This window comes from Blastococcus sp. SYSU DS1024 (assembly GCF_054050795.1).
In genome coordinates, this window is record NZ_JBJHAA010000008.1 from 23,051 (window position 1) to 49,606 (window position 26,556).

19 protein-coding genes are annotated in these 26,556 nt (G+C 71.3%); 7 read left to right on the forward strand and 12 right to left on the reverse strand.

The window, feature by feature from the left end; translation table 11 throughout:
• Positions 1-21 precede the first annotated feature (21 nt).
• The 3 genes from fusA to rpsL form a co-directional block, all read right to left on the reverse strand.
• Entirely contained in the window at positions 22-2,121 is a 2,100-nt protein-coding gene (gene fusA, locus ACI79S_RS09350; RefSeq protein WP_456593161.1) for an elongation factor G, read from the reverse strand.
• Positions 2,122-2,201: 80 nt separating this feature from the next.
• Complete coding sequence (gene rpsG, locus ACI79S_RS09355) at positions 2,202-2,672, reverse strand: 30S ribosomal protein S7 (protein ID WP_117375616.1); 471 nt, start codon at positions 2,670-2,672, stop codon at positions 2,202-2,204.
• Complete coding sequence (gene rpsL, locus ACI79S_RS09360) at positions 2,672-3,046, reverse strand: 30S ribosomal protein S12 (RefSeq protein ID WP_012950487.1); 375 nt, start codon at positions 3,044-3,046, stop codon at positions 2,672-2,674. The genes rpsG and rpsL overlap by 1 nt, the downstream gene beginning before the upstream one ends.
• Positions 3,047-3,572: 526 nt before the next feature.
• Here rpsL and ACI79S_RS09365 point away from each other — a divergent pair.
• From ACI79S_RS09365 to ACI79S_RS09395, 7 genes are all read left to right on the forward strand, one after another.
• Positions 3,573-4,613: an LLM class F420-dependent oxidoreductase gene (locus ACI79S_RS09365; protein ID WP_456593162.1), complete on the forward strand. Its 1,041-nt coding sequence runs from the start codon at positions 3,573-3,575 to the stop codon at positions 4,611-4,613.
• A gap of 234 nt (positions 4,614-4,847) precedes the next feature.
• Positions 4,848-5,972, forward strand: a complete 1,125-nt coding sequence (locus ACI79S_RS09370; RefSeq protein ID WP_456593163.1) for a sensor histidine kinase — start codon at positions 4,848-4,850, stop codon at positions 5,970-5,972.
• Positions 5,969-6,712 (forward strand): LytR/AlgR family response regulator transcription factor, encoded by a 744-nt coding sequence (locus tag ACI79S_RS09375; RefSeq protein WP_456593164.1) that lies wholly within the window; start codon positions 5,969-5,971, stop codon positions 6,710-6,712. The genes ACI79S_RS09370 and ACI79S_RS09375 overlap by 4 nt, the downstream gene beginning before the upstream one ends.
• Before the next feature lie 3 nt (positions 6,713-6,715).
• Complete coding sequence (locus ACI79S_RS09380) at positions 6,716-7,090, forward strand: hypothetical protein (protein ID WP_456593165.1); 375 nt, start codon at positions 6,716-6,718, stop codon at positions 7,088-7,090.
• 19 nt (positions 7,091-7,109) lie between these two features.
• Positions 7,110-8,639, forward strand: a complete 1,530-nt coding sequence (locus tag ACI79S_RS09385; RefSeq protein WP_456593166.1) for a sodium/solute symporter — start codon at positions 7,110-7,112, stop codon at positions 8,637-8,639.
• Positions 8,640-8,880: 241 nt separating this feature from the next.
• Positions 8,881-9,279 (forward strand): DUF485 domain-containing protein, encoded by a 399-nt coding sequence (locus tag ACI79S_RS09390; protein WP_456593167.1) that lies wholly within the window; start codon positions 8,881-8,883, stop codon positions 9,277-9,279.
• On the forward strand, positions 9,272-10,885 hold the full coding sequence (locus ACI79S_RS09395; RefSeq protein ID WP_456593168.1) for a solute symporter family protein: 1,614 nt from the start codon (positions 9,272-9,274) through the stop codon (positions 10,883-10,885). The genes ACI79S_RS09390 and ACI79S_RS09395 overlap by 8 nt, the downstream gene beginning before the upstream one ends.
• A 246-nt stretch (positions 10,886-11,131) precedes the next feature.
• Here the strand turns inward: ACI79S_RS09395 and ACI79S_RS09400 are convergent, their stop codons facing one another.
• The 9 genes from ACI79S_RS09400 to ACI79S_RS09440 all read right to left on the reverse strand — a co-directional run bounded on the left by ACI79S_RS09400 (position 11,132) and on the right by ACI79S_RS09440 (position 26,542).
• The gene (locus tag ACI79S_RS09400; protein WP_456593169.1) at positions 11,132-15,037 is read right to left on the reverse strand and encodes a DNA-directed RNA polymerase subunit beta'; all 3,906 of its coding nucleotides are present in this window, start codon (positions 15,035-15,037) and stop codon (positions 11,132-11,134) included.
• Positions 15,038-15,129: 92 nt separating this feature from the next.
• Positions 15,130-18,636: a DNA-directed RNA polymerase subunit beta gene (gene rpoB / locus ACI79S_RS09405; protein WP_456593170.1), complete on the reverse strand. Its 3,507-nt coding sequence runs from the start codon at positions 18,634-18,636 to the stop codon at positions 15,130-15,132.
• Between the two features lie 415 nt (positions 18,637-19,051).
• Entirely contained in the window at positions 19,052-19,852 is an 801-nt protein-coding gene (locus ACI79S_RS09410; protein WP_456593171.1) for a hypothetical protein, read from the reverse strand.
• 7 nt (positions 19,853-19,859) lie between these two features.
• Positions 19,860-20,582: a hypothetical protein gene (locus ACI79S_RS09415; RefSeq protein ID WP_456593172.1), complete on the reverse strand. Its 723-nt coding sequence runs from the start codon at positions 20,580-20,582 to the stop codon at positions 19,860-19,862.
• Between the two features lie 69 nt (positions 20,583-20,651).
• On the reverse strand, positions 20,652-21,920 hold the full coding sequence (locus tag ACI79S_RS09420; RefSeq protein WP_456593173.1) for an MCE family protein: 1,269 nt from the start codon (positions 21,918-21,920) through the stop codon (positions 20,652-20,654).
• The gene (locus tag ACI79S_RS09425; protein WP_456593174.1) at positions 21,917-23,185 is read right to left on the reverse strand and encodes an MCE family protein; all 1,269 of its coding nucleotides are present in this window, start codon (positions 23,183-23,185) and stop codon (positions 21,917-21,919) included. The genes ACI79S_RS09420 and ACI79S_RS09425 overlap by 4 nt, the downstream gene beginning before the upstream one ends.
• Complete coding sequence (locus ACI79S_RS09430) at positions 23,182-24,438, reverse strand: MCE family protein (protein ID WP_456593175.1); 1,257 nt, start codon at positions 24,436-24,438, stop codon at positions 23,182-23,184. The genes ACI79S_RS09425 and ACI79S_RS09430 overlap by 4 nt, the downstream gene beginning before the upstream one ends.
• Positions 24,438-25,466, reverse strand: coding sequence for an MCE family protein (locus ACI79S_RS09435; protein ID WP_456593176.1), 1,029 nt, complete (start codon positions 25,464-25,466; stop codon positions 24,438-24,440). Before ACI79S_RS09435 ends, ACI79S_RS09430 begins: the two co-directional genes overlap by 1 nt.
• The gene (locus ACI79S_RS09440; RefSeq protein ID WP_456593177.1) at positions 25,466-26,542 is read right to left on the reverse strand and encodes an MCE family protein; all 1,077 of its coding nucleotides are present in this window, start codon (positions 26,540-26,542) and stop codon (positions 25,466-25,468) included. The genes ACI79S_RS09435 and ACI79S_RS09440 overlap by 1 nt, the downstream gene beginning before the upstream one ends.
• Positions 26,543-26,556 lie beyond the last annotated feature (14 nt).

The window sequence follows — 26,556 nt, forward strand, 5'->3', positions numbered from 1 at the left end:
GGGCGGTCGCCCGCATCCCGGTTACTCGCCGGTCGCCTTGGCGATGATCTCCTTGGCGACGTTGGCCGGGACCTCGGCGTACGAGTCGAACACCATCGAGTAGCTCGCCCGTCCCTGGGTGCGGCTGCGCAGGTCGCCCACGTAGCCGAACATCTCCGACAGCGGGACCAGCGCCCGGACGACGCGGGCGCCGGAGCGCTCCTCCATCGCCTGGATGAGCCCGCGGCGGGAGTTGAGGTCGCCGATCACGTCACCCATGTTCTCCTCGGGCGTCGTGACCTCGACCGCCATCAGCGGCTCGAGCAGGGCCGGGTCGGCCTTGCGCGCCGCCTCCTTGAAGGCGATCGAGCCGGCGATCTTGAAGGCCATCTCCGAGGAGTCGACCTCGTGGTACTGGCCGTCGAGCAGGCTCGCCTTGACGCCCACCATGGGGTAGCCGGCGAGGACGCCGTACTGCATGGCGTCCTGCATGCCCTGGTCGACCGACGGGATGTACTCCTTCGGGACGCGACCCCCGGTGACCTTGTTCTCGAACTCGTAGGTCGCGGAGTCACCACCCATGGGCAGCGGCTCGATGGCGATCTGCACCTTCGCGAACTGCCCGGAGCCACCCGTCTGCTTCTTGTGGGTGTAGTCGTACCGCTCGACCGCCTTGCGGATCGTCTCGCGGTAGGCGACCTGGGGCTTGCCGACGTTGGCCTCGACGTTGAACTCGCGCCGCATGCGGTCGACGAGGATCTCCAGGTGCAGCTCGCCCATGCCGGAGATGACGGTCTGACCGGTCTCCTCGTCGAGCTTGACCTGGAAGGTCGGGTCCTCCTCGGCGAGCTTCTGGATCGCCGTGCCCAGCTTCTCCTGGTCGCTCTTGGTCTTCGGCTCGATGGCGACCGAGATGACCGGGGCCGGGAAGGTCATCGACTCGAGGATCACCGGCTTCTGCGGGTCGCAGAGCGTGTCACCCGTCGTCGTCTGCTTCATGCCGTTCACCGCCACGATCTGGCCGGCGCCCACGCCGTCGCGCTCCTCGCGCTTGTTGGCGTGCATCTGGTAGATCTTGCCGACCCGCTCCTTGCGGTCCTTGGTGCTGTTGAGCACCGGGGAGCCGGCGTCGAGGCGACCCGAGTAGACCCGGATGTAGGTCAGCTTGCCCAGGTGCTGGTCGGTCTGGATCTTGAAGGCCAGCGCCGAGAACGGCTCGTCCTCGTCGGCGTGCCGGAGCACCTCGGTCTCGCCGTCCATGGCCGTGCCGACGATCGCCTCGACGTCCAGCGGGCTCGGCAGGTAGTCCGTGACCGCGTCGAGCAGGGGCTGCACGCCCTTGTTCTTGAAGGCCGTCCCGGTCAGGACCGGGTTGACCTGCGCGGCGATGGTCGCCTTGCGGATGGCCGCCTTGAGCCGCTCGACGGAGATCTCCTCGCCGCCGAGGTAGGACTCCATGAGCGAGTCGTCGAAGTCCGCGATGTTCTCGAGCAGCTTCTCCCGGTACTCCGCGGCCTGGTCGGCGAGCTCGGCGGGGATCTCCTCGATGGCGTAGTCCTCGCCCATCTTGGTCTCACCGCGCCAGGTGAGCGCACGCATCTGCACCAGGTCCACGACACCGATGAAGTCGGCCTCGGCGCCGATCGGCAGCTGCAGCACCAGCGGGTTGGCCCCGAGGCGCTCCACCATCATGTCGACGCAACGGAAGAAGTCGGCGCCGGTGCGGTCCAGCTTGTTGACGAAGCACATGCGCGGGACGCCGTACTTCTCGGCCTGCCGCCAGACCTGCTCGGTCTGCGGCTCGACGCCGGCGACGCCGTCGTAGACGGCGACGGCACCGTCGAGCACCCGCAGGGACCGCTCCACCTCGACGGTGAAGTCGACGTGCCCGGGGGTGTCGATGATGTTGATGTCGTGGCCGTTCCAGGAGCACTTCGTCGCGGCGGACGTGATGGTGATGCCGCGCTCCTGCTCCTGCTCCATCCAGTCCATCGTGGCCGCGCCGTCGTGGACCTCACCGATCTTGTAGTTGATACCGGTGTAGAAGAGGATGCGCTCGGTCGTGGTGGTCTTGCCGGCGTCGATGTGCGCCATGATCCCGATGTTGCGGGTCTTGGCGAGCTGGGCCTCGTTGCTGGCCATTTGTTACCCCTCTTGCTGGTTGTCCGTGTGCGGGTGCCGGGGATCGCCCGGGAGTCCCGCCGACGGCGGGCGCTGGTGCGTTACCAGCGGTAGTGCGCGAAGGCCTTGTTCGACTCGGCCATCTTGTGCGTGTCCTCGCGCCGCTTCACAGCCGCACCCAGACCGTTGCTCGCGTCGAGCAGCTCGTTCATCAGACGCTCGGTCATCGTCTTCTCGCGGCGGGCCCGGCTGTACTGGATGAGCCAGCGCAGACCGAGGGTGGTGCTGCGGGAGGCGCGGACCTCGACCGGGACCTGGTAGGTCGCACCACCGACGCGGCGGCTGCGGACCTCGAGGGCCGGCTTGACGTTGTCCAGCGCCCGCTTGAGCGTGACGACCGGGTCGGTGTCGGTCTTGGCGCGGCAGCCCTCGAGGGCGCCGTAGACGATCGACTCGGCGACCGAGCGCTTGCCGTCGACCAGCACCTTGTTCACCAGCTGGGTCACCAGCGGCGACTGGTACACCGGGTCGGCGACGAGCGGGCGACGCGGCGCGGGGCCCTTGCGCGGCATTAGCTCTTCTCCTTCTTCGCGCCGTAGCGGCTGCGAGCCTGCTTGCGGTTGCGGACACCCTGGGTGTCCAGCGAGCCGCGGATGATCTTGTAGCGCACGCCCGGCAGGTCCTTCACGCGGCCGCCGCGCACGAGCACCATCGAGTGCTCCTGCAGGTTGTGGCCGACGCCCGGGATGTAGGCGGTCACCTCGATGCCACTGGTGAGGCGGACGCGAGCGACCTTGCGCAGCGCGGAGTTCGGCTTCTTCGGCGTCGTCGTGTACACGCGCGTGCAGACTCCGCGACGCTGGGGCGAACCCTTCAGCGCCGGGGTCTTGGTCTTCTCGACCTTGTCCTCGCGGCCCTTGCGGACCAGCTGGTTGATCGTGGGCATGGGTGGCCTGGATCTCCTACCTGCGCTGGGGTGGTGCTCGTCTGTTTTCTGCTCTGCGGGTGGTGCTGGGGTGCCGGCCCCTCGTCGGAACCTCGCCGACCCCGGCCCTGTTCCACGTCCGGTCCACGTGGTCGGGCGTGTCGCCCTTCCTCGGACCGGTGCGGCGTCTGACCGAACTCGGTTGCCCCTCGCGACTCGGCGCCGCCACCCACCCCGGTCGAGCCGGGAGGACGGTCCCCGGCGACCCTGAGATCTGCATCTCGGGCCACCCAGGCGCACCGCGAACGGGAGCAGGCCCAGGGCACCCTGGGCACGGCTGACCACGATACCCGCGCCTGCGGAGCCGGTCAAAGCCGGGTGCCTCACACGCGTCGACAGGTCGACCGGAGAGGGCCTGGGTGGCAGCCGAAGTGCCCGGACACTACCGCCGCAGCCGCCCCGGGGACAGCGCCACCGCACCCGCCGGGGCGCGACCGATAGCGTGCGGACGACGTCAACGGTGGCGCCGCGACACAGAGGAGTGCACGTGCGGATCGGCATCCAGGCCAGCTACAGCGGCGGTTTCCAGGACACGGCGGCGGAGATCCGCGACCTCGAGTCCGCGGGGCTCGACCTGGCCGCGGTGGCCGAGGTCTACACCTTCGACGCGGTCAGCCAGCTCGGCTACCTGGCGGCGGTGACCGAGCGGGTCGAGCTGCTGAGCGCGATCTTCCCCATCTACAGCCGCACCCCGGCGCTGACCGCGATGACCGCCGCCGGCCTGGACTTCGTGTCCGGCGGCCGCTTCACCCTCGGGCTGGGCGCGTCCGGCCCGCAGGTGATCGAGGGCTGGCACGGCGTGCCCTACGACGCGCCCCTGCAGCGCACCCGCGAGGTGGTGGAGGTCTGCCGCCAGGTGTGGCGCCGGGACCGGCTGGACCACCAGGGCAAGAAGTACACGATCCCGCTGCCGGCCGACCAGGGCACCGGCCTGGGCAAGCCCCTCAAGCTGATCAACACCCCGGTCCGCGACCGGATCCCGGTGATGCTGGCCGCCCTCGGCCCGAAGAACGTCGAGCTCGCCGCCGAGATCGCGGAGGCCTGGGAGCCGATCTTCTTCGTGCCCGAGAAGGCGGCGTCGGTGTGGGGCGACTCCCTGGCCGCCGGCAAGGCCAAGCGCGACCCGGCGCTCGGCGACCTGCAGGTCGTCACCGGCGTCCCCGTCGCGATCGGTGACGACGCCGAGGGGCTGCTGGAGTTCGTGAAGCCGGCGCTCGCTCTCTACATCGGCGGCATGGGCGCCCGCGGCAAGAACTTCTACAACGACCTCGCCGTCCGGTACGGCTACGAGGCCGAGGCGAGGACCATCCAGGACCTCTACCTCGACGGCAAGAAGGACGAGGCCGCGGCCGTCGTCCCCGACGAGCTGGTGCGGGCGTCGTCGCTGATCGGCTCGGAGGGCTACGTCGCCGAGCGGATCGCCGCCTTCGCCGAGGCCGGCGTGACCACCCTGATGCTCCAGCCGCTCGACGGCAGCCGGGAGGGGCGGCTGCGGACGGTCGAGACCGTCAAGCGGCTGGCCGGATAGCCGCTCCGGCCCCCCGGCCACGGCGGCCGGCGGGCACGCCGTGTCGCCGGGGCCGGCGGCACGGACGAGCAGCGGCCCCCGGCTCCCGGCCCGTCGCGGCCGGCCGGGATGGCGGGACCCGTGCGGACGCTCTACGGTGCGCTTCCGGCTGCCCCGCGACATCCAGGGCACGCACGGGACGGGTGGAAGGGAGAACGGGCCGCGCCGCACCGGCATCGGCGCCCCTGACGACAGATGCGCATCTCGTGGCGGTGGCTGCGGCCCGGCCAGCTCGGGACGGAGGCGGAACAGGCGACGTTCCGGACCCTCCACTCGGCCTCCCTCACCGCGCCTGCGCTGCGTGAGGGCCTGACCGCGGGCTCGGCGGAACGCGCCGTCCGGCATCTGCGCGACCTGCTCGGCGTGCCGGCGGTCGCGCTCACCGACACCGTGTCGATGCTGGCGTGGGACGGTCGGTTCGGGCACCACGAGCGGCACTCCTCGGCTCTCGCCGCCTTCGTGCTCGGATCGGGCAACACCGTGGTCCGGGACCGGACGGACTTCTCCTGCGGCGACGCCGGGTGCGGGCTGCGACAGGTCGTGATCAGCCCGCTCGTCGTGGACGACCGGGTGGTCGGCACCCTGCAGGCGTTCACGTCGTCCGCCTCGGCCCGGCTCGTCCGGGCCGCGGGCGAGGTCGCACGCTGGGTGTCGGGGAACCTGGAGCTCGCGGAGCTCGACGCCTCCCGCACCCGCCTGATGGAGGCCGAGGTGCGGGCGCTGCGGGCGCAGATCAGCCCACACTTCATCTACAACTCGCTGACCGCGATCGCGTCGTTCGTGCGCACCGATCCGGAGCGGGCCCGCGAGCTGCTGCTGGAGTTCGCCGACTTCACCCGGTACTCCTTCAGCCGGCACGGCGAGTACACGACGCTGGCCGAGGAGCTGCGGTCGGTCGAGCGCTACCTCGTGCTCGAGAAGGCCCGGTTCGGCGACCGGCTCCAGGTGACGTTGCGGGTGGCCCAGGAAGTGCTGCCGGCGGCCGTGCCGTTCCTCTGCCTCCAGCCGCTCGTGGAGAACGCCGTCCGGCACGGGCTCGAACGCAAGCCGGGGACCGGGACGGTGACCATCATCGCCGCCGACCACGGCGGCGAATGCTTGATCTCCGTGGAGGACGACGGCATCGGGGAGGACCCGGAGAAGGTCCGACGGGCGCTGGCCGGCGACACGTCCGTCGACTCGGTGGGGCTGGGCAACGTGGACGCCCGGCTGCGCACAGCCTTCGGGGACGACTACGGGCTGGTCGTCGAGACCGGCCCTGGAGCCGGCACGAAGGTCAGCGTGCGGGTTCCGAAGTTCGCCCCGGGAGTGCGCCCGTGACGGCCGACCTGCTGACCGTGCTCGTGGTCGACGACGAACGCCCTGCCCTCGACGAGCTGCGCTGGCTGCTCGAGCGGGACGCCCGCATCGGCGCCGTCGTGACCACCGACTCGGCCACCGAAGCGCTGCGGATCCTCCAGGAGGGGACCCTCGACGGGGTCTTCCTGGACATCCGGATGCCCGGCCTCACGGGGTTGGACCTGGCGCGGGTGCTGTCCCAGTTCAAGACGCCGCCTCCGGTGGTCTTCGTGACCGCCCACGACGACCACGCCGTGGACGCGTTCGAGCTGGACGTCGTGGACTACGTCCTCAAGCCCGTCCGGGACGACCGGCTGACGGAGGCGGTCCGCCGGGTGGCCGCTGCGCGGGCCGGTCGCCCCCCGCCTGCCGACGACGACATCGCCGTGGAGCTCGGCGGGGTGACGCGGTTCGTACCCCGCTCCAGCATCCGCTACGTCGAGGCGCAGGGCGACTACGCCAGGCTGCACACCGCCTCGGGCGGCCACCTGGTCCGGGTGCCGCTGACCACCCTGGAGGAGGCCTGGAAGGACGCCGGTTTCGTGCGGATCCACCGATCGCTCCTGGTCGCGCTCCAGCACGTGGACGAGGTGCGGATGGACGCCGGCCGGTGCACGGTGGTCGTCGCCGGCGTGGAGCTCGGGGTGAGCCGGCGGCACACCCGGGAGCTCCGCGATCTCCTGGTGCGCCGGGCGCGGCCGGGCCCCTCGGGGAGATGGTGAGCGATGCCGGACCCGACCCCGCGCCGCGTGCGCGTCACCAGCCCGCGCACCGGCGCCGCGCGGGCGCAGCGGGTCCCGGCTGCCCGGGAGATCGACGACCAGACCCTCCTCGGCGAGGTGTACGTGACGTCGCTGCTGCGCTCCCAGCTGCGCCTGGCCCTGCTGGTGATGGCCGCCCTGGCGGTGTTCGTCGGGGGGATCCCCCTGGTGTTCTGGCTGGTGCCGGACCTCGCCGCGGTCGAGGTGCTCGCCGTCCCGCTCCCCTGGTTCGTGCTGGGGTTCGCCGTCTACCCGTTCCTGTTCGCCATCGGCTGGCTCTACGTGCGTGCCGCCGAACGCACCGAGCGGGACTTCACCGACGTGCTGAACCGCTCGTGACGCCGCGGATCGGCCGGCCGTGACCGTCGCCGGCTACAGCGTCGTCGGCGTCGCGGTCGTGGTCGTCGCCACGTTGGCGATCGGCGCCTACGGGTGGCGGTTCTCGCGCACCACCAGCGACTTCTTCGTCGCCTCGCGCACGGTGCGGCCGGGACTGAACGCGTCGGCGATCGGCGGGGAGTACCTCTCCGCCGCCTCCTTCCTCGGTGTCGCCGGTCTGGTGCTGGCGTTCGGCACGGACATGCTATGGTACCCGGTCGGGTGGACGGCGGGCTACCTGGTCCTGCTGGTGTTCGTCGCCGCGCCGCTGCGCCGCTCCGGCGCCTACACGCTGCCCGACTTCGCCGAGAGCCGGCTGGAGTCGCTCGCGGTGCGCCGGTTCTCCTCACTGCTGGTGGTGGCGATCGGCTGGCTGTACCTGATGCCGCAGTTCCAGGGAGCCGGCCTGGCGCTCGCCACCACGACCGGGACCGAGCCGTGGCTGGGCGGCGCGCTCGTCGCGACGGTGGTGCTGGTCAACGTGCTCTTCGGCGGGATGCGGAGCATCACCTTCGTCCAGGCGTTCCAGTACTGGCTGAAGCTCACCGCGCTGCTGTTCCCGGTGCTCTTCATGGCCGCCGTCTGGCTCGGCGACGGCAGCCCCTCCCCCGGTTCGGCCGTCATCGGAGGCCCGGGCGTGTCCGGGGACGAGTGGGCGTCGCCGCTCGCCGGGAGCGGGCACCAGCTCTACACGACGTACTCGATCATCGTCGCCACGTTCCTCGGCACCATGGGGCTGCCCCACGTCGTGGTGCGCTTCTACACCAACCCGGACGGCGCCGCGGCCCGCCGCACGACCCTCCTGGTGCTGGCCCTCCTCGGTCTGTTCTACGTGCTGCCGCCGATCTACGGCGGCCTGGGCCGGCTGTACACACCGGACCTGATCAGCAGCGGCCGCACCGACACCGTGGTCCTGGAACTGCCGGCGCGGATGCTGGGCGGTACGACCGGCGAGCTGCTGTCCGCCCTGACCACCGCGGGGGCCTTCGCCGCTTTCCTGTCGACGTCGTCCGGGCTGACCGTCGCGGTGGCCGGCGTGATCAGCCAGGACGTGATGGGCCGCCGGTTCCGCGGCGTGCGCGCGTTCCAGGCGGCAGCGGTCATGGCCGTCGTCGTCCCGCTCGGCCTCGCGTTGCTCACCGAGGGGGTGGGCGTCGCCCGGGCCGTCGGCCTCGCCTTCGCCTTCGCCGCCTCCACGTTCTGCCCGTTGCTGGTGCTGGGCATCTGGTGGCGCCGGCTCACCGACGTCGGCGCGATCGCCGGGATGTCGGTCGGTGGTGGCTGCGCCGGATCCGCGGTGCTGGCCACCCTGCTCGGGCTGGCTCCCGACGGCTGGCCCGGCGCCCTGCTCGTCCAGCCGGCGGCCTGGACCGTCCCGCTGGCATTCCTCACGATGGTGGTGGTCTCCCTGGCCACGCCCCGGCGCCTGCCACGGCACGCCTCTCGCAGCATGGCCAGGCTGCACACTCCCGAGGCGGTGCCCCTGGACCGGGGGCCGCTCCCCCGGTGATCCCCGCCGGGTCGCCGCGGGCGTGAGACGCCGTCCGTCACGGGTCGGCCCGACCGGGCGCCTCGGCGCCCGACCGTTCGTCCCGCAGGACGTGCCGTACGTCGACGCGTGATCGCCGCTCACCGCAGCGTCCGCGCGGTCCCCTGCCCTCCCGTCGGCCGGCTCCCTAACGTGACAGCGCTCACAGCTGTCCACTGTTGCTCGGCGACGGTGGTCCCGACCCCGACCAGGAGGCCGCACGTTGACCCGGATAGACGAACGACGATTGCTGACACCGCAGGAGTACCGCGCCGCGCAGGACTCCCCGGAGTTCGTGGAGCTGAAGAAGCGGTTCCGCAGCTTCGCCTTCCCGATGACGGTGGCGTTCATCGTCTGGTACCTGCTCTTCGTCCTGCTGTCGACGTACGCCTCCGACTTCATGTCGACCCAGGTGTTCGGCAACGTGAACGTGGGCCTGCTGTTCGGCCTCGCCCAGTTCCTGACGACCTTCGTGATCACCCACCTCTACGTGCGGCACGCCAACAAGCGCACCGACCCCATCGCCGACGAGATGCGCGAGCGTCTCGAGGCGCACGACTTCGCGCCCGACGCGACCGCAGGCGGCGGCGACGCCCACACCCAGGGGGCCACCCGTGCCTGAGCTGCTCGCTGCCGATGCCACCATCGGCAACCCGGCGATCAACATCTCCATCTTCGGCGCGTTCGTCGTCGTCACGCTGGCCATCACCTTCCGGGCCAGCCGCAACAACAAGAGCGCGGCGGACTACTACGCCGCCGGCCGCACCATCACCGGTCAGCAGAACGGTCTGGCCATCGCCGGTGACTACCTGTCGGCGGCCTCGTTCCTCGGCATCGCCGGCGCCATCGCCATCTACGGCTACGACGGCTTCCTCTACTCCATCGGCTTCCTGGTGGCGTGGCTGGTCGCGCTGCTGCTGGTCGCCGAGCTGATGCGCAACACCGCCCGGTTCACCATGGCCGACGTCCTGGCCTTCCGGATGCGGCAGGGGCCGGTGCGCACCGCCGCCGCCATCTCGACGCTCGCGGTCTCGCTGTTCTACCTGCTCGCGCAGATGGCCGGTGCCGGTGGCCTGGTCGCGCTGCTGCTCGGGGTGAGCGGCCCGGTGGCCGAAGCGCTGGTCGTCGTGGTCGTCGGCGCGCTCATGATCTTCTACGTCCTCGTCGGCGGCATGCGCGGCACGACGTGGGTGCAGATCATCAAGGCCAGCCTGCTGATCGCCGGCGCACTGGTGATGACGCTGTGGGTCCTCGGCGAGTACGGCTTTAACCTCTCGGCGCTGCTCGGTGGTGCGGTGCAGAGCGCCGGCAACGACGCGGTGCTCAACCCCGGCGCGCAGTACGGCGTCAGCGACGCGACCCGGCTGGACTTCATCAGCCTGGCCCTGGCCCTGGTGCTCGGCACCGCCGGCCTGCCGCACGTGCTGATGCGCTTCTACACCGTGCCGACGGCGAAGGCCGCGCGGACCTCGGTCGTCTGGGCGATCTGGCTGATCGGCATCTTCTACCTGTTCAGCCTGATCATCGGCTACGGCGCCGGCGCCATGGTGGGTGCCGAGCGCATCGTCGCGGCCCCGGGTGGGGTCAACGCCGCGGCCCCGCTGCTGGCGTTCGAGCTCGGCGGCACGGTGCTGCTGGGCATCATCGCCGGTGTCGCGTTCGCGACCATCCTCGCGGTGGTCGCCGGGCTCACCATCACCGCGTCGGCGTCGTTCGCCCACGACGTGTACGCGTCGGTGATCAAGAAGGGCGACGTCCCGCCGAACGGCGAGGTCAAGGTCGCCCGGATCACCGCGGTCGTCATCGGCGCCGTCTCGATCGGCCTGGGCATCCTGGCGCTGCGCGCCGGGCTGAACATCGCCTTCCTCGTGGCGCTGGCGTTCGCGGTGGCCGCCTCGGCGAACCTGCCGACGATCCTCTACACGCTGTTCTGGAAGCGGTTCACCACCCAGGGCGCGCTGTGGTCGATCTACGGCGGCCTGATCATCTGCGTCGGGCTCATCGTCTTCTCCCCGGTGGTGTCGGGCACGGAGACCTCGATGTTCCCGGGCGGGAACTTCGACTTCTTCCCGCTGCGCAACCCGGGTCTGGTGTCGATCCCGGCCTCGTTCCTCCTCGGCTACCTGGGCACGGTGCTCACCAAGGAGAAGCCGAACGAGGACAAGTGGGCCGAGCTCGAGGTGCGGGCCCTCACCGGCATCGGGGCGGAGAAGGCCGTCGACCACTGAAGAAGGACCCCTCCTCCCCACCACCTCGCTCCGCTCGGCGGTGGGGCCCGGGAGGGGGCCGGTTCCAGGCAGTCACGAGGCGCGCGTCCCCTGCGGGGCGCGCGCCTCGCGCGTTGCGGGGCCCGGGAGCCGGAGCCGCTGCCCCTGCCCCTGCCCCTGCCCCTGCCCCTGCCGACGCAGGGAACGCCAGAGGCCCAGAACCATGCAGGTTCTGGGCCTCCGGCGTTCAGCGGCTCCTGGGGGGCATCAGCCCCGCCAGTCGTACTCCTCCAGGCGGACGGCCTCGCCGGTGCCCTGGCCGAAGACGTCCGGGCTGTAGTACTGCCCGTCCTCGTAGCCGGCCATGGTGTAGACGGCGGCGCGCGCCTCCTCGGTCGGCTCGACCGCGATGTTCCGGTAGCGGCTGATCCCCGTACCCGCCGGGATCAGCTTTCCGATGATCACGTTCTCCTTGAGCCCGAGCAGGCTGTCGCTCTTGCCCTGGATCGCGGCGTCGGTGAGCACCTTGGTCGTCTCCTGGAAGGAGGCGGCCGACAACCACGACTCGGTCGCGAGCGAGGCCTTCGTGATGCCCATGAGCACCGGACGGGCCGAGGCGGGCTCGCCGCCCTCGGCGACGACGCGGCGGTTCTCCGTCTCGAAGATCGTCCGCTCGACCAGCGCACCGGGGAGGAACTCCGTCGCCCCCGAGTCGATGATGGTCACCCGCTTCAGCATCTGGCGGATGATCACCTCGATGTGCTTGTCGTGGATCGACACACCCTGCGAGCGGTAGACCTCCTGGACCTCCCGGACCAGGTGCAGCTGCACCTCGCGGGGGCCCATGATCCGCAGGACCTCGTGCGGGTCGACCGCACCCTCGGTCAGCTGCTCGCCGACCTCGACGTGGGCACCGTCCTCGACCCGCAGCCGCGAGCGACGCGACAGCTTGTCGTAGACGACCTCGTCGGAGCCGTCGTCCGGGGTGATGGTGAGCTTCCGGAACTGCTCGCCGTCCTCGATCCGGACGGTGCCGGCCAGCTCGGCGATCGGGGCCTTGCCCTTGGGGACGCGGGCCTCGAAGAGCTCCACCACACGCGGCAGACCGTGGGTGATGTCCTCACCCGCGACACCGCCGGTGTGGAAGGTGCGCATCGTCAGCTGGGTGCCGGGCTCACCGATCGACTGGGCGGCGATGATGCCGACCGCCTCGCCGACGTCCACCAGCTTGCCGGTCGCGAGCGACCGGCCGTAGCAGGTGGCGCAGGTGCCGAGCAGCGACTCGCAGGTCAGGACGCAGCGGACCTTGACCTCGCTGACGCCGGCGTCGATGAGCGCCTGGATCAGCACGTCACCCAGGTCGGAGTTGGCCTGCGCGATGACGGTCCCGTCCTCGGCCACCACGTCGGCGGCCAGAGCGCGGGCGTAGACGCCGGTCTCCACGTGCGGGTCACGCGTCACCACACCGTCGAGGACAGTGCCGATGGGCATGATCACGCCGCGGTCGGTGCCGCAGTCCTCCTCGCGGATGATGACGTCCTGCGAGACGTCCACCAGACGCCGGGTGAGGTACCCGGAGTCGGCGGTCCGCAGCGCGGTGTCGGCCAGACCCTTGCGGGCGCCGTGCGTGGAGATGAAGTACTCCAGCACCGACAGACCTTCCCGGAAGTTGGCCTTGATCGGCCGCGGGATGATCTCACCCTTCGGGTTGGCGACCAGGCCGCGCATACCGGCGATCTGGCTGATCTGCATCATGTTGCCTCGGGCGCCCGAGTTGACCATGACCCAGACCGGGTTGGTGGTCGGGAAGTTGTCCACCATCGCCTGGCTGACCTCGGCCCGCGCGCGGGTCCAGATCTCGATCAGCTCGCCACGACGCTCGGCGTCGGTGATGACGCCGCGCTCGTACTGCTTCTCGATCTTCGCGGCCTCGGCCTCGTGCCGGTCGAGGATCTCCTGCTTGACCGGCGGCGTGACGACGTCGTCGATGGCGATGGTGACACCCGACCGCGTGGCCCAGCGGAACCCGGCGGCCTTGAGGGCGTCCAGCGTCGCCGCGACCTGCACCTTGGGGTAGCGCTCGGCGAGGTCGTTGACGATCGCCCCGAGCTCCTTCTTCGGCACCTGGTAGTTGACGAAGCGGTAGTCCTCGGGCAGGGCCTCGTTGAACAGCACGCGGCCCAGGCTGGTCTCCACCACGGCGGGCTGACCCGGGGTCCAGTCCTCGGGCTGCTCCCAGGCCTCGTTGACCTTGCCGTTGTCGACGCCGAACACCTCGTCGAGGCGGATGTAGGCCCGCTCCTGCAGACCCAGCGCACCCATGTCGAAGGCCATCAGCGCCTCGGCCGCCGAGGAGTAGGCCGCCGGCCGGCCGCCGTCGGACTCGTGCCGCGAGGGCACCAGGGTCGTGAGGTGGTACAGGCCCAGCACCATGTCCTGGGTCGGCGCGGTGATCGGGCGACCGTCGGCCGGGCTCAGGATGTTGTTGCTGGACAGCATCAGGATCCGGGCCTCGGCCTGCGCCTCGGCCGACAGCGGCAGGTGCACCGCCATCTGGTCACCGTCGAAGTCCGCGTTGAACGCGGTGCAGACGAGCGGGTGGATCTGGATGGCCTTGCCCTCGACCAGCTGCGGCTCGAAGGCCTGGATGCCCAGGCGGTGCAGGGTCGGCGCCCGGTTCAGCAGCACCGGGTGCTCGGTGATGACCTCTTCCAGCACGTCCCACACGACCGGGCGCGCACGCTCGACCATCCGCTTGGCGGACTTGATGTTCTGGGCGTGGTTGAGGTCGACCAGCCGCTTCATGACGAAGGGCTTGAACAGCTCCAGCGCCATCTGCTTGGGCAGGCCGCACTGGTGCAGCTTCAGCTGCGGGCCGACGACGATGACCGAACGGCCGGAGTAGTCGACGCGCTTGCCCAGCAGGTTCTGGCGGAACCGGCCCTGCTTGCCCTTGAGCAGGTCGCTCAGGGACTTCAGGGGACGGTTGCCCGGGCCGGTGACCGGCCGGCCGCGACGGCCGTTGTCGAACAGCGCGTCCACGGACTCCTGGAGCATCCGCTTCTCGTTGTTCACGATGATCTCGGGGGCGCCGAGGTCGAGCAGTCGCTTCAGCCGGTTGTTCCGGTTGATCACGCGGCGGTACAGGTCGTTCATGTCGCTGGTGGCGAAGCGGCCACCGTCGAGCTGCACCATCGGGCGCAGGTCCGGCGGGATGACCGGGACGCAGTCGAGCACCATGCCCATGGGCGAGTTGCGGGTCTGCTGGAACGCCGCGACGACCTTCAGCCGCTTGAGCGCCCGCAGCTTGCGCTGGCCCTTGCCGCTGCGGATCGTCTCGCGCAGCGAGACGGCCTCGGCGTCGAGGTCGAAGCCGGCGAGCAGCTTCTGCAGCGCCGCGGCGCCCATGCCGCCCTCGAAGTACTCACCGAAGCGGTCGCGCAGCTCCCGGTAGAGGCCCTCGTCGGCGATGAGCTGCTTGACCTCGAGCTTGCGGAAGGTGTCCATCACCTCGTCGAGGCGGTCGATCTCCCGCTGGGAGCGGTCGCGCAGCTGGCGCATCTCGCGCTCGCCACCCTCGCGCACCTTGCGGCGGACGTCGGACTTGGCGCCCTCGGCCTCCAGCTCGGCCAGGTCGGCCTCGAGCTTCTGCTGGCGCGCCTCGACGTTCGCGTCCCGCTGGCCCTCGAGGTTGGACTTCTCCGCGCTGATCTCGGCCTCGATGGTCGGGAGGTCGCGGTGGCGCGCCTCGTCGTCGACCGAGGTGATCATGTAGGCCGCGAAGTAGATGATCTTCTCGAGGTCCTTGGGCGCCAGGTCGAGCAGGTAACCCAGCCGCGACGGCACACCCTTGAAGAACCAGATGTGCGTCACCGGAGCGGCCAGCTCGATGTGGCCCATCCGCTCGCGGCGGACCTTGGCCCGGGTCACCTCGACGCCGCAGCGCTCGCAGATGATGCCCTTGAACCGGACCCGCTTGTACTTACCGCAGTAGCACTCCCAGTCCCGGGTGGGACCGAAGATCTTCTCGCAGAAGAGACCGTCCTTCTCCGGACGCAGGGTCCGGTAGTTGATGGTCTCGGGCTTCTTCACCTCACCGTGGGACCACTGGCGGATGTCGTCGCCGGTGGCCAGGCCGATGCGGAGCTCGTCGAAGAAGTTGACGTCGAGCAAGGTGGTGACCCCTTTCCGGGGCTAGTTCTTCGCTTCTATGTCAGAGGTGGGGAGCCGGCCGACCCCGGTGACCGGGGCCGGCCGGCGGCCGATCAGACGTCCTCGACGGACGACGGCTCGCGGCGGGACAGGTCGATGCCCAGCTCCTCCGCGGCCCGGAAGACCTCGTCGTCGGTGTCGCGCAGCTCGATCGCCTGCCCGTCACCGGAGAGCACCTCGACGTTGAGGCACAGCGACTGCAGCTCCTTGAGCAACACCTTGAACGACTCCGGGATGCCCGGCTCGGGGATGTTCTCGCCCTTGACGATCGCCTCGTAGACCTTGACGCGGCCCAGGATGTCGTCGGACTTGATGGTGAGCAGCTCCTGCAGCGCGTAGGCCGCGCCGTAGGCCTGCATCGCCCAGCACTCCATCTCGCCGAACCGCTGGCCACCGAACTGCGCCTTACCACCCAGCGGCTGCTGCGTGATCATCGAGTACGGGCCGGTCGAGCGGGCGTGGATCTTGTCGTCGACCAGGTGCAGCAGCTTCAGGATGTAGACGTAGCCCACCGAGATCGGCTCCGGGAACGGCTCCCCCGAGCGACCGTCGAACAGCCGCGCCTTGCCGGTCGGCTGGACCATGCGGTTGCCGTCGCGGTTCGGGGTCGTGGAGCCGAGCAGGCCGATGATCTCGTCCTCCTTGGCGCCGTCGAAAACCGGCGTCGCGGTCCGGGTACCCGGCGCCGCCGACTTCGCGGCCTCGGGCAGGTTCTTCGCCCAGTCCGGGTCGCCGTTGACCTCCCAGCCCTGCTTGGCGATCCACCCGAGGTGGGTCTCCAGCACCTGGCCGACGTTCATGCGGCCGGGCACACCGAGCGGGTTGAGGACGATGTCGACCGGGGTGCCGTCCTCGAGGAACGGCATGTCCTCCTGCGGCAGGATCTTCGAGATGACGCCCTTGTTGCCGTGGCGGCCGGCGAGCTTGTCACCGTCGCTGATCTTGCGCATCTGGGCGACGTAGACCCGGATCAGCTCGTTGACGCCGGCGGGCAGCTCGTCGCCGTCCTCGCGCGAGAACACGCGGACGCCGATGACCTTGCCGGACTCACCGTGCTTGACCTTCAGCGACGTGTCGCGGACCTCGCGGGCCTTCTCACCGAAGATCGCCCGCAGCAGCCGCTCCTCGGGGGTCAGCTCGGTCTCGCCCTTCGGCGTCACCTTGCCGACGAGGATGTCGCCGGGGACGACCTCGGCACCGATGCGGATGATGCCGCGCTCGTCGAGGTCGGCCAGCACGTCCTCGGAGACGTTCGGGATGTCCCGGGTGATCTCCTCGGCGCCCAGCTTGGTGTCGCGGGCGTCGACCTCGAACTCCTCGATGTGGATCGAGGACAGGACGTCGTCCTGCACGAGGCGCTGCGACAGGATGATCGCGTCCTCGTAGTTGTGGCCCTCCCACGGCATGAAGGCGACGAGCAGGTTCTTGCCCAGCGCCATCTCGCCCTCGTCGGTGCACGGGCCGTCGGCGATGACCTGGCCCACCTCGACCCGCTGCCCCTCGTCCACGACGGGGGTCTGGTTGATCGAGGTGCCCTGGTTCGACCGGCGGAACTTCAGCAGCCGGTAGGTCTGCCGGGTGCCGTCGTCGGCCATGACGGTGACGTAGTCGGCGGTGGAGTCCTCGACCACACCGGCCTTCTCCGCCACGACCACGTCGCCGGCGTCGACCGCGGCACGCAGCTCCATGCCGGTGCCGACCAGCGGGGCCTCGCTGCGCAGCAGCGGCACCGCCTGGCGCTGCATGTTCGCGCCCATGAGCGCCCGGTTGGCGTCGTCGTGCTCGAGGAACGGGATCATCGCCGTCGCGACCGAGGTCATCTGCCGCGGCGAGACGTCCATGTAGTCCACGTTCTCGGGGGCGAGGTAGTCGACCTCACCGCCCTTGGTGCGGACCAGGACGCGCTCCTCGGCGAGGCGGCCCTGCGCGTCGAGCGGGCTGTTGGCCTGCGCGACGACGAAGCGGTCCTCCTCGTCGGCGGTGAGGTAGTCGATCTGGTCGGTGACCTGGCCGTTCTCGACCTTGCGGTACGGCGTCTCGATGAAGCCGAAGGCGTTGACGCGGCCGAAGGAGGAGAGCGAACCGATCAGGCCGATGTTCGGGCCTTCCGGCGTCTCGATCGGGCACATCCGGCCGTAGTGGCTCGGGTGCACGTCGCGGACCTCCATGCCGGCCCGCTCACGCGACAGACCACCGGGACCCAGCGCCGACAGGCGGCGCTTGTGGGTCAGGCCCGCGAGCGGGTTGGTCTGGTCCATGAACTGGGACAGCTGGCTGGTGCCGAAGAACTCCTTGATGGAGGCGACGACCGGCCGGATGTTGATCAGCGTCTGCGGCGTGATCGCCTCGACGTCCTGGGTCGTCATCCGCTCGCGGACCACGCGCTCCATGCGGGAGAGGCCGACCCGGATCTGGTTCTGGATCAGCTCGCCGACGGTGCGCAGGCGGCGGTTGCCGAAGTGGTCGATGTCGTCGACGCCGTGGTCGGGCTCGCCGGCGTGCAGGCGCACCACGTACTCGATGGTGGCGACGATGTCGTCCTCGGTCAGCGTCTGGGTGCCCTGCGGCACCTCGACGCCCAGCTTCTTGTTGACCTTGTACCGGCCCACCTTGGCCAGGTCGTAGCGCTTGGGGTTGAAGAACAGGTTCTCCAGCAGCGCCTGCGCCGACTCGCGCGTCGGCGGCTCGCCCGGCCGCAGCTTGCGGTAGATGTCGAGCAGCGCCTCGTCCTGCCCGGCGATGTGGTCCTTCTCGAGCGTGGCCAGGACCGTGGGCGACCACTGGAAGTGCTCGCGGATGCGGTCCTCGCCCCAGCCCAGCGCCTTCAGCAGCACGGTGACCGGCTGGCGGCGCTTGCGGTCGATGCGGACGCCGACGGTGTCGCGCTTGTCGACGTCGAACTCCAGCCACGCACCCCGGCTCGGGATGACCTTGGCGGAGAAGACGTCCTTGTCCGAGGTCTTGTCCAGCGTCTTGTCGAAGTAGACGCCGGGGCTGCGGACCAGCTGCGAGACGACGACGCGCTCGGTCCCGTTGATGACGAAGGTGCCCTTGTTCGTCATGATCGGGAAGTCGCCCATGAACACCGTCTGGCTCTTGATCTCGCCGGTGGTGTTGTTCATGAACTCGGCGGTGACGAACAGCGGCGCCGCGTAGGTCATGTCCTTGTCCTTGCACTCCTCGAGGGACGCCTTGACGTCCTCGAAGCGCGGGTTGGAGAAGGACAGCGACATCGAGCCGCTGAAGTCCTCGATCGGGGAGATCTCCTCGAGGATCTCGGCGAGGCCACCGACGGCCGCCTCCTGCTCCTCGGGGGAGAGGGTGGCCCGCCACTCGGGGCTGCCCACGAGCCAGTCGAAGGACGCGGTCTGCAGGGCGAGCAGATCCGGCACCTCGAGGGGCTCGGAGATCTTGGCGAACGAGACGCGCAGCGGCGCGCCGGGGATCTTCTGCTGGTCGGCCTCGCCGGTGCGGGGGCCGTTCTGCGTGACCGGGGTGGTCCGGGTGTTACCCGACTCGGTGGTGCCGGGGGTGATGCTGGTGGGGCGAGAGCCTGCCAAGATGCGTCCTTCCAAGGACCTCACGACGTGCGGGCGGTGGGCTGCGGGGTCGTCCTGGGTCGTCGTCGGTGGTGGCGAGGCTGTCCGCGACGGCCGCGATCGCTCGCCGGACAGGTCAGCGCGGGCGTCGCCCGGCGGATTCCCGGGCACCCGTCGTGACCCGTCGTGGCGGGCAGGCAGTCAGAGGGCAGCGCAACAGGAGACCCTACCCCTGGTGGAGCGCGATGTCCACGTCGGGGGCACCGGTGCGAGCGGTGCCACACCCGCGGGACGCGCGGGCCCTCGGTGGGGCCGGCGGGGCGTGCGCCGGATCCATGATGACAGCCGTCCCGCCTCCGTGGGACCGCCACGCCGGAGCCGTGCCGCGCGGCGGCAGCCGCGAGCCCGGCGACCGGCGGGGGCACGCGGCCCCCACCTAGCTCGTCGTGAGCAGCGTCAGCTCGCTGATCTTCCACTCGCCGTCGACGGCGACCATGCGCACCTGCACCGTCTGCACGCACGACTGGGCGCCCTCGGGGGTCACCTGGCACTCCGAGCCCTCGGGCGGTTGCTGCTGCCCGGTGTTCACCGACCGGACGACGTACTGGCCGAAGACCACGAGCGTCGCGGTGTCCTGGGCGTCGTTGATCTGCTGGAGCCCGACGGCGTCCACCTCGTAACCGGTCGTGGCCGACACCTGCTCGTAGGTGTCGATGATCCCGCCCTGGGACAGGTCGCGCTCGTACTGCTCGCGCAGCTCTCCGGTGAGCACCGCGAGCTTGCCCTCCACGCTGCCCTCGGAGTCCTCGTAGTCGTAGGCGTAGAGGGCGCGGACGCCGTCCCCCGCCGCATCGATCACCGAGGCGTCGACGTACCGCGGGTCCAGCCGCTGCCACAGCAGCACCCCCGTGCCGGCCGCGGCGAGCAGGCACAGCAGCGCCAGGACGGCGACCAGGGCGCGGCCGCGACGCCGGCCGGGCGCCAGGGCCCCGGCGGGAGGCGGAGCGGCCGCGTGGCGACGGGTCGTGCGCGGCCTCCGGGCCGCGGGTCCGGCCGGGGCCGGGTCGACCGGGGTGTCGGCGGGTTCGGCGGGGGGCACGGCGGGCTCGGCCGCGGCCGGGCCCTCCTCACGCTCGCGCCGGCTCCCGGCGACCCGCGGGCGGGGGCCGGGACGGGCGGCGGGCGTCGGCCGCGGCCGCGCCGTGGGGCGCGGACGGTTCTCCGGTGTCTGGCTCATGCCGACCTCACGCTCCCCGGATCGCGGACAGCAGCCACCGGCCGTCGACCTTGGTCAGCTCGACCTCGATCCGGTAGCGCAGCAGCTGGGCCTGCTCGTCGGCGCTGCTCCGCTGACTCGACTCGATGACCAGGAGCGCCGCGGCGTCCTCCGTGCCGGCCCTGGTGATGCCGGCCCCGATGACCTCCGTGCTGACGACCGCCTCGGAGTCGACGATCTGCTGCCGCCGCGCCTCGAGCTGGGCGACGGTCTCCGCGCCGAGCTCCTCGGTGGTCACCTGCTCGATCTGCCGGAGGTCGTCGTCGAGCGTGACGTGGTCGAACGAGGTGAGGTCCACCACGTGCGCACGGGCCGCCTGCAGCGCGTCGACGTAGTCGTCGGTCCGGATGACGGACGGCTCCGGCCGGGTGAACCACAGGAACGCGGCCGCGGCCAGGAGCAGGGCCAGCAGCGCCGCGAGCAGCGGCACCACCGGAACCGCCGGCCGGGCGCCACCCGATGCGCGCGCGCTCCTCCGCTCCTCCGCGGCGGGTTCCCGATCCGGCCGCCGGGAGCGGCGCGCCGGTTCCGGCCGGGTGGCCTCGGCGTCGTCGGGCAGCACCTCGGCGACCGGCGGCTCCCCGGCTTCGACGGCGGTGCCGCCCCCCACCGGCTCCTCGTCGGCGCCGGAGGCCGGAGCGGCACTCCCCCGACCGCCCTCCGGCGTCCGGGCCCGCGCGTCACTGATCACCCGCGCATCCTCCTCTGTCGTCTCGTGGGATGGGCCCGGTGCGCACGACGACCGACCCGGATGGGTGGTTCAGGCGTTGGTCCGGGAGAACGGGCTGGCGTGCAGCAGGTCACCGAGCAGCTCGTCGAGGCCGGCGAGCACCGGTGGACGGGTGCCGCCGCCGCCCTGCGGCCCGGTGCCACCGACGCCGCCGGAGCGGCCGATGTTCTGCTCTCCTCGGAGGTTCGAGCCGGTCTCCTCGACTCCGTCCCCCGGGGCGGGATCGACCCCGTCGACGACGCGGCAGCGCACGGCCCCGGTGTCCAGCGCCTGCACCGCGCCCGGCCCCGGCAACGCCGCCGTGGAGACGTAGCCGCTGGTGCACGCGTGCGGTTCGCCGGCGTTGAGCACGAAACCGAAGTGGGCCCGCATGGTCCCGCCGTCGTTGCGCACGACGGAGAAACCGCCGGAGACCACGTCGGGATAGGTGACCAGCAGCTGCTCCACGCCGTCCAGCCGGGGGATGGTGACCCCGTTGAGGACGTCGAGGTTGCGGATCAGCGGGCCGAGGCCCGGGCCCGCCTCCGTCACGAGCCGCTGCAGCGCGTCGCCGGCGTCCGGGGCGCTCACCAGCAGGCTGCGCAGGTCGGGGTCGCTGGTCACCAGCGTGTCGCTGAGCAGCCGGAGGTCGGCCGCCCACTGCTGGATCGCCGAGCGGCTCGCCACCTGGGTGTCGAGCACCGTCCGGCCGTCGGTGATCAGGCGCAGCGTCTCGGGCAGCGACTCCTGGGCACGGGCGAGCAGCAGGTCACCGTTGTCGATCAGCCGGCCGAGGTCGTCGCCGGCCCCGGCGAAGGCCCGTCCCAGCTCGTCGACGACGATCCGCAGGTTCTCCTGGTCCAGGGAGCCGACCAGCTCGTCGACGTTGAGCAGCAGCTGCTCCACCGGCACCGGGATGGCGGTGCGCTCCTGCGGGATGACCGCGCCGTCCTCGAGGTAGGGGCCCTCGTCGTCGTCGGGTACGAGGTCGACGTACTGCTCCCCCACCGCGCTGCGGGTCGAGACCACGGCCGTGGTGTCGGCGGGGATCGGCGCGGCGTCCGGATCGATGGAGAGCGTCACGCGCACCCCGTCCTCGACCAGCTCCATGTCGGTGACCCGGCCCACGGCGACCCCGCGGTAGGTCACCTCGGCGTTCTCGAAGATCCCGCCGGAGTCCCGGAAGTCGGCGGCCACCTCGTAGCCGGTGCCGAGCACGAGCCGGTCCAGGCCGACGTAGGTGAAGCCGAGGTACGCCATGCCGAGGACGGCCACCATCGCGAAGGCGGCCAGCTGCAGCTTGGTGGTGCGGGTGATCACGGCCGGCCTCCCAGCAGGTCGGGGAGGCCGACGAGGCCGCCCGGGCCGGGCACCCGGCCGACGACGTCCTCGGGCAGCAACGCGCCGAGGCCGGTCCGCTGCGCGGGCTCCGGTGCCGCCGACCCGCCGCCGGGCTCGCCCGCCCCGTTGCCGGGCGGGCTCCCCGGCACGCCGCACCGGCCACCGGTGACGTCGTCGGGGTCGGTCTCCTCCAGGGCACCGGTCACCGGGTCCACGACGTAGCGGCAGAGGACCTCGGTGAGGTCGAGGTCGAGCGTGGCGGTCATGTTGGTGAACAGCCCGTAGCCACCCGTCCGCAGGTCCTGCCGGTAGTTCAGCGCCGACAGCGAGCTCGCGGGGAAGGGGTAGGTCAGCAGCAGGTCCAGCGAGCCGGCCAGGTCCGGCCCGGCGGAGGCGAGCTGGGTGAGGATCGGCTGGAGCAGCTGCAGGTCCGCCACCGTGTTCGCGCCCGCCTGCTCGATGACGCGGGTCCCCACGTCCCCCAGCCGGGCCAGGCTGTCGAGCATCGACACCAGCAGGTCGCGCTGCTGGTTCACCACGTCCAGGCCGGGGCCGATGGTGTCCAGCGCCTGCTCGATGGTCCCCGTGCGCTCGGCGAGGCTCGCGGCGAGCGCATTCACGCTGTCCAGCGCCCGGCTGATCTCGGCCTTCTGCGCGTCCAGCCCGCCGATGAAGGTGTCCAGCTGCGCCAGCGTGCTGCGGATCGCCGACGCGCGGCCCTCCAGCGCGACGCCGAGCTCCCGCGTGATCGTCTGCAGCTGGCTCAGCCCCCCGCCGCTGAGGACCAGCGACAGGGCGCCGAGCAGCTCCTCGACCTCGACGTTGCGGTTGGTCCGGTCCAGCCCGATCCGCGCGCCGTCCTCGAGGGTGCCGCGCGGCTCCTCGTTGCCGGGGGGAGCCAGCTCGACGACCTTCTCGCCGAGCAGCGAGGTCTGGCCGATCATCGCCACGGCGTTGGCCGGCAGCCGGACGTCCCCGTTGACCGACAGCGTCACCAGCGCGGTCCAGTCCTCGCCCAGCTCGATCTCCTCCACCCGGCCCACCGGGACGTCGGCGACGCGGACGCCCGACTGCGGCACCAGGTCCAGGACGTCGAGGAACTCCACCTGCACGGTGTAGGGCTCGTCCCCGAGGTCGGCCCCGCCGGGGAGCCCGAAGGAGTACGCGCCGCGGAAGCCGCAGCCGGTGAGCAGCAGCACGCTGCCTGCCAGTGCGGTCGCCCGCACGAGGACCCGGGTCGTCATCGCCGTCCTCCCGAGAGGTCCGGCAGGCCGATCAGCGAACCGCCGGGGCGGGCGCCGGCGGTCCCACCGCCGAACAGCGCGGTCAGCAGCTCCTGCAGGTCGCTGACCCCGTTGCCGTTGAGGTCGTCCAGGGCGCCGTCGTTGTCCGCGTCCCCGGAGAGCAGGCGGGTGCAGACCTGCTCGATCGGCGGCAGCTGGAGGCCCTGGGTCAGCGGATCGGTGAGCACGTCGGGCACCAGGTCCAGGTCCAGCCGCAGCCGCCCGGTCGCCCCCAGGATCTGGCAGACGATCACCTCGGGGCTGGTGGCACCCAGCGAGTTGTCGCGCGTGTCGAGGGTCCCGTAGTCGGGGTTGTAGGCGTGCGCGAGGTTGCCCAGCGCCGCCGGGGCGACGTCCAGCACCTCGGCCAGCGCGTCGCGCTGCTGGACCAGGGCCAGGGTGACGTCGGCCAGCCGGTCGACGTTGGTGCGCAGCAGGTCGGTGTTGTCCTGGACGAAGCCGGCCACCTCCCCGAGCGCCTGCGACAGCAACTGGAGCGCCGTGGCGAGGTCCTCGCGCTCGCCCTCGAGCAGGTCGGCGACCGCCGCGAGGTTCTGGTGGAACAGGCCGACCTGGTTGTCGATGGTGGCCAGCGCGCTGGTGAACCGCTGCAGGTTCTCGACCGAATCGAAGAGGCCGTCGCGGTTCTCGGCCAGCGTCTCCACCGCTCGCGAGAAGCCGGTCAGCGTGCGGTTGAGGTCGTCCCCGGTGCCCTGCAGGTTCGCCGCCCCGACGTCGATGAGGTCCGACAAGGCGCCGTCGGCGTTCGCCCCGGTGGGCCCCAGCGCCGCGGAGAGCTCGTCGAGGGCGCCGTACACGGCGTCGAGCTCCACCGGCGTCGCGGTGCGCTCCAGCGGCACCTCCGCGCCGTCGCGCATCGCCGGCCCGCCGTCGTACACGGGGGCGAACTGGACGTACCGGTCGGAGACCAGGGAGGGCGCGAGCACCACGGCGTTCGCGTCGGCCGGGATGTCGTAGTCGTCGTCGATCGCCATCTCGACCCGCACCCGGCCGCCCTCGGGACGGACTTCGGTGATCTCGCCGACCTCGATGCCGAGGACCCGGACGTCGCTGCCCGCGTACAACCCGACCGCCTGCCCGAACCAGGCCGTGACCCGGTACTGGCCCGCCGGCCGGAGCACCGTCCAGCCCAGCGCGCCGACCAGCACGAGGGTGGCGGCCAGCGCGACGCCGCGCTGCAGGGAACCGCTCATCAGTTGCCCTCCTGGCAGGAGACCGGCGCGCCCACGACGCCGGGGCCGCCGCACACGATGCTGCCGACCACGCCGGGCAGCAGGTTGTCCACGAAGCTGTCGAACCACCGGCCGTTGCCGAGGGTGTTCGTGAACACCCGGACGAACGGCGCCAGCCGGTCGACGGTCTGGGCGAGGTTCTCCCGGTTGCGCGCCAGGATGTCGGTCACCCGGCCGAGCTGGGCCAGCGCGGGGGTGAGCGCCTCGCGGTTGTCGGCCACCAGCCCGGAGAGCTGCGTGGACAGCTCCTGGGTGCTGGTGAGGACGGCGTCGATCAGCTGCCGTCGTTCCTGCACTTCGGTGAGCAGCGTGTTCGAGTCGACGATCAACCGGGTGAACTCCCCGTTCCGGTCGGCGAGCACGTCGGTCACCGTCCGGGTCGCCGACAGCAGCTCGCGGAGCTGGGCGTCCCGGGAGGCGATGGTGTCCGAGAGCCGGGCGAGGCCCTGCAGCGAGCTGCGCACCTCGTCGGGTGTCTCGGCGAAGGTCTCCGCCAGCACCTCGAAGGAGCCGGCCAGCTGCGCGGTGTCCAGGTCTTGCACGGTCGTGGAGAGGTCGGCGAAGGCCTCGACGACGTCGTAGGGCGACGCGGTGCGCGTCAGCGGGATCCGCTCGTCGGGGTCCAGCGCGGCGGAGCCGCGCGGCACGAGCGCCAGGTACTTGGCCCCCAGCACCGTCTCGATCTTGATGGCGGCCTCCGAGCGGTCGCCCACGAACGCGTCCCGGACCCGGAACTCGACCGTGACCGCGCCGTCCTCCAGCGACAGGCTCTCGACGGTGCCCACCTTGACGCCGGCCACCCGGACCGGGTCGTCGGGCTGGAGGCCGGCCGCCTCGGAGAACTGCGCCCGGTACACGGTGCCGCCCCCGATCAGCGGCAGCGACTGGGCGTTGAACGCCAGCAGCACGAAGACGGCGATCACCGTCAGGCTGACCGCGCCGATCGGCACCGGGTTGCGGCTCCGGAAGGGACGGGACCGGCCGGCCATCAGCTGCACCCCCGTTCACCGTTGCGCAGGCCCCCCGTCGGCACCTCGACGGCGTTCTCCGTGCCGTCGGGGTTGCTGACCGGCAGGACGACGTTGCCCGAGGCCCCGCAGAGGAAGAAGTTGAACCAGCTGCCGTTGACCGCCGTCCGGGTGACCAGGTCGAGCTTGGTCGGCGCCAGCTGCAGGAAGTCCTCGAGGACCTCGCCGCTGTCGGCCAGGTTGGTCGAGAGGTCCTCCAGCGCCCGGATGTCGGCGGTCAGCGGGGCGCGCACGTCGACCAGCAGGTCGGTGGTGGCCCGGGCCAGCCCGTCGACGGTCTGCAGCGAGTCGAAGATGGCCTCGCTGTCACCGGCCAGGCCGGTGACGAACTGCTGCAGGCTCACGATCAGGCCGGACAGCTGCTCGTCCCGGGCCGCGACGCTGCCCAGCACGGTCGTGAGGTTGTCGATCACGCTGCCGATGACGGCGTCCTTGTCGGCGAGCGAGTCGCTCAGCGACGCGATGTGCGCCAGCAGGCTCTGCACCGTGCCGCCCTCACCCTGGAACACCTGGATGATCTGGAACGACAACCGGTTCATGTCCGCCGGCGACAGGGCCTGCAGCAGCGGCTGGAAGCCACCGAAGAGCGTGGTGAGGTCCAGGGCCGGGGTGGTCTGCGCCAGCGGGATCAGCGCGTCCTCCGCGAGGACCCGACCCGCGGACCCGTCCCCCTCCTCGAGCGCGATGTACCGCTGACCGACCAGGTTGCGGTAGCGGATGGTCGCCTCCACCCCGGCCGGCAGGGGCACGTCGGCGCTGACCTCCAGGGCCACCTCGGCGACGGGGCGATCGATCCCCTCGGCCAGCCCGATGCCGGTCACCTGACCGACCCGGACACCGGCGATGCGCACCTCGTCGCCCTCCACCAGCCCCGCGACGTCGGTGAACTGCGCCCGGTACTGGCGCTGCTCGCCGTACCCGGCGTTGGTGATGGTGCTGACCAGCACGTAGCTGGCCAGCACGGTGACCAGCCCGAACACGAGCAGCTTGGTGAGCGGGGCCGCCAGCCCGCGCAGCGTCCCCTTCACGATGCCCACCCCGCTCCGCGGCC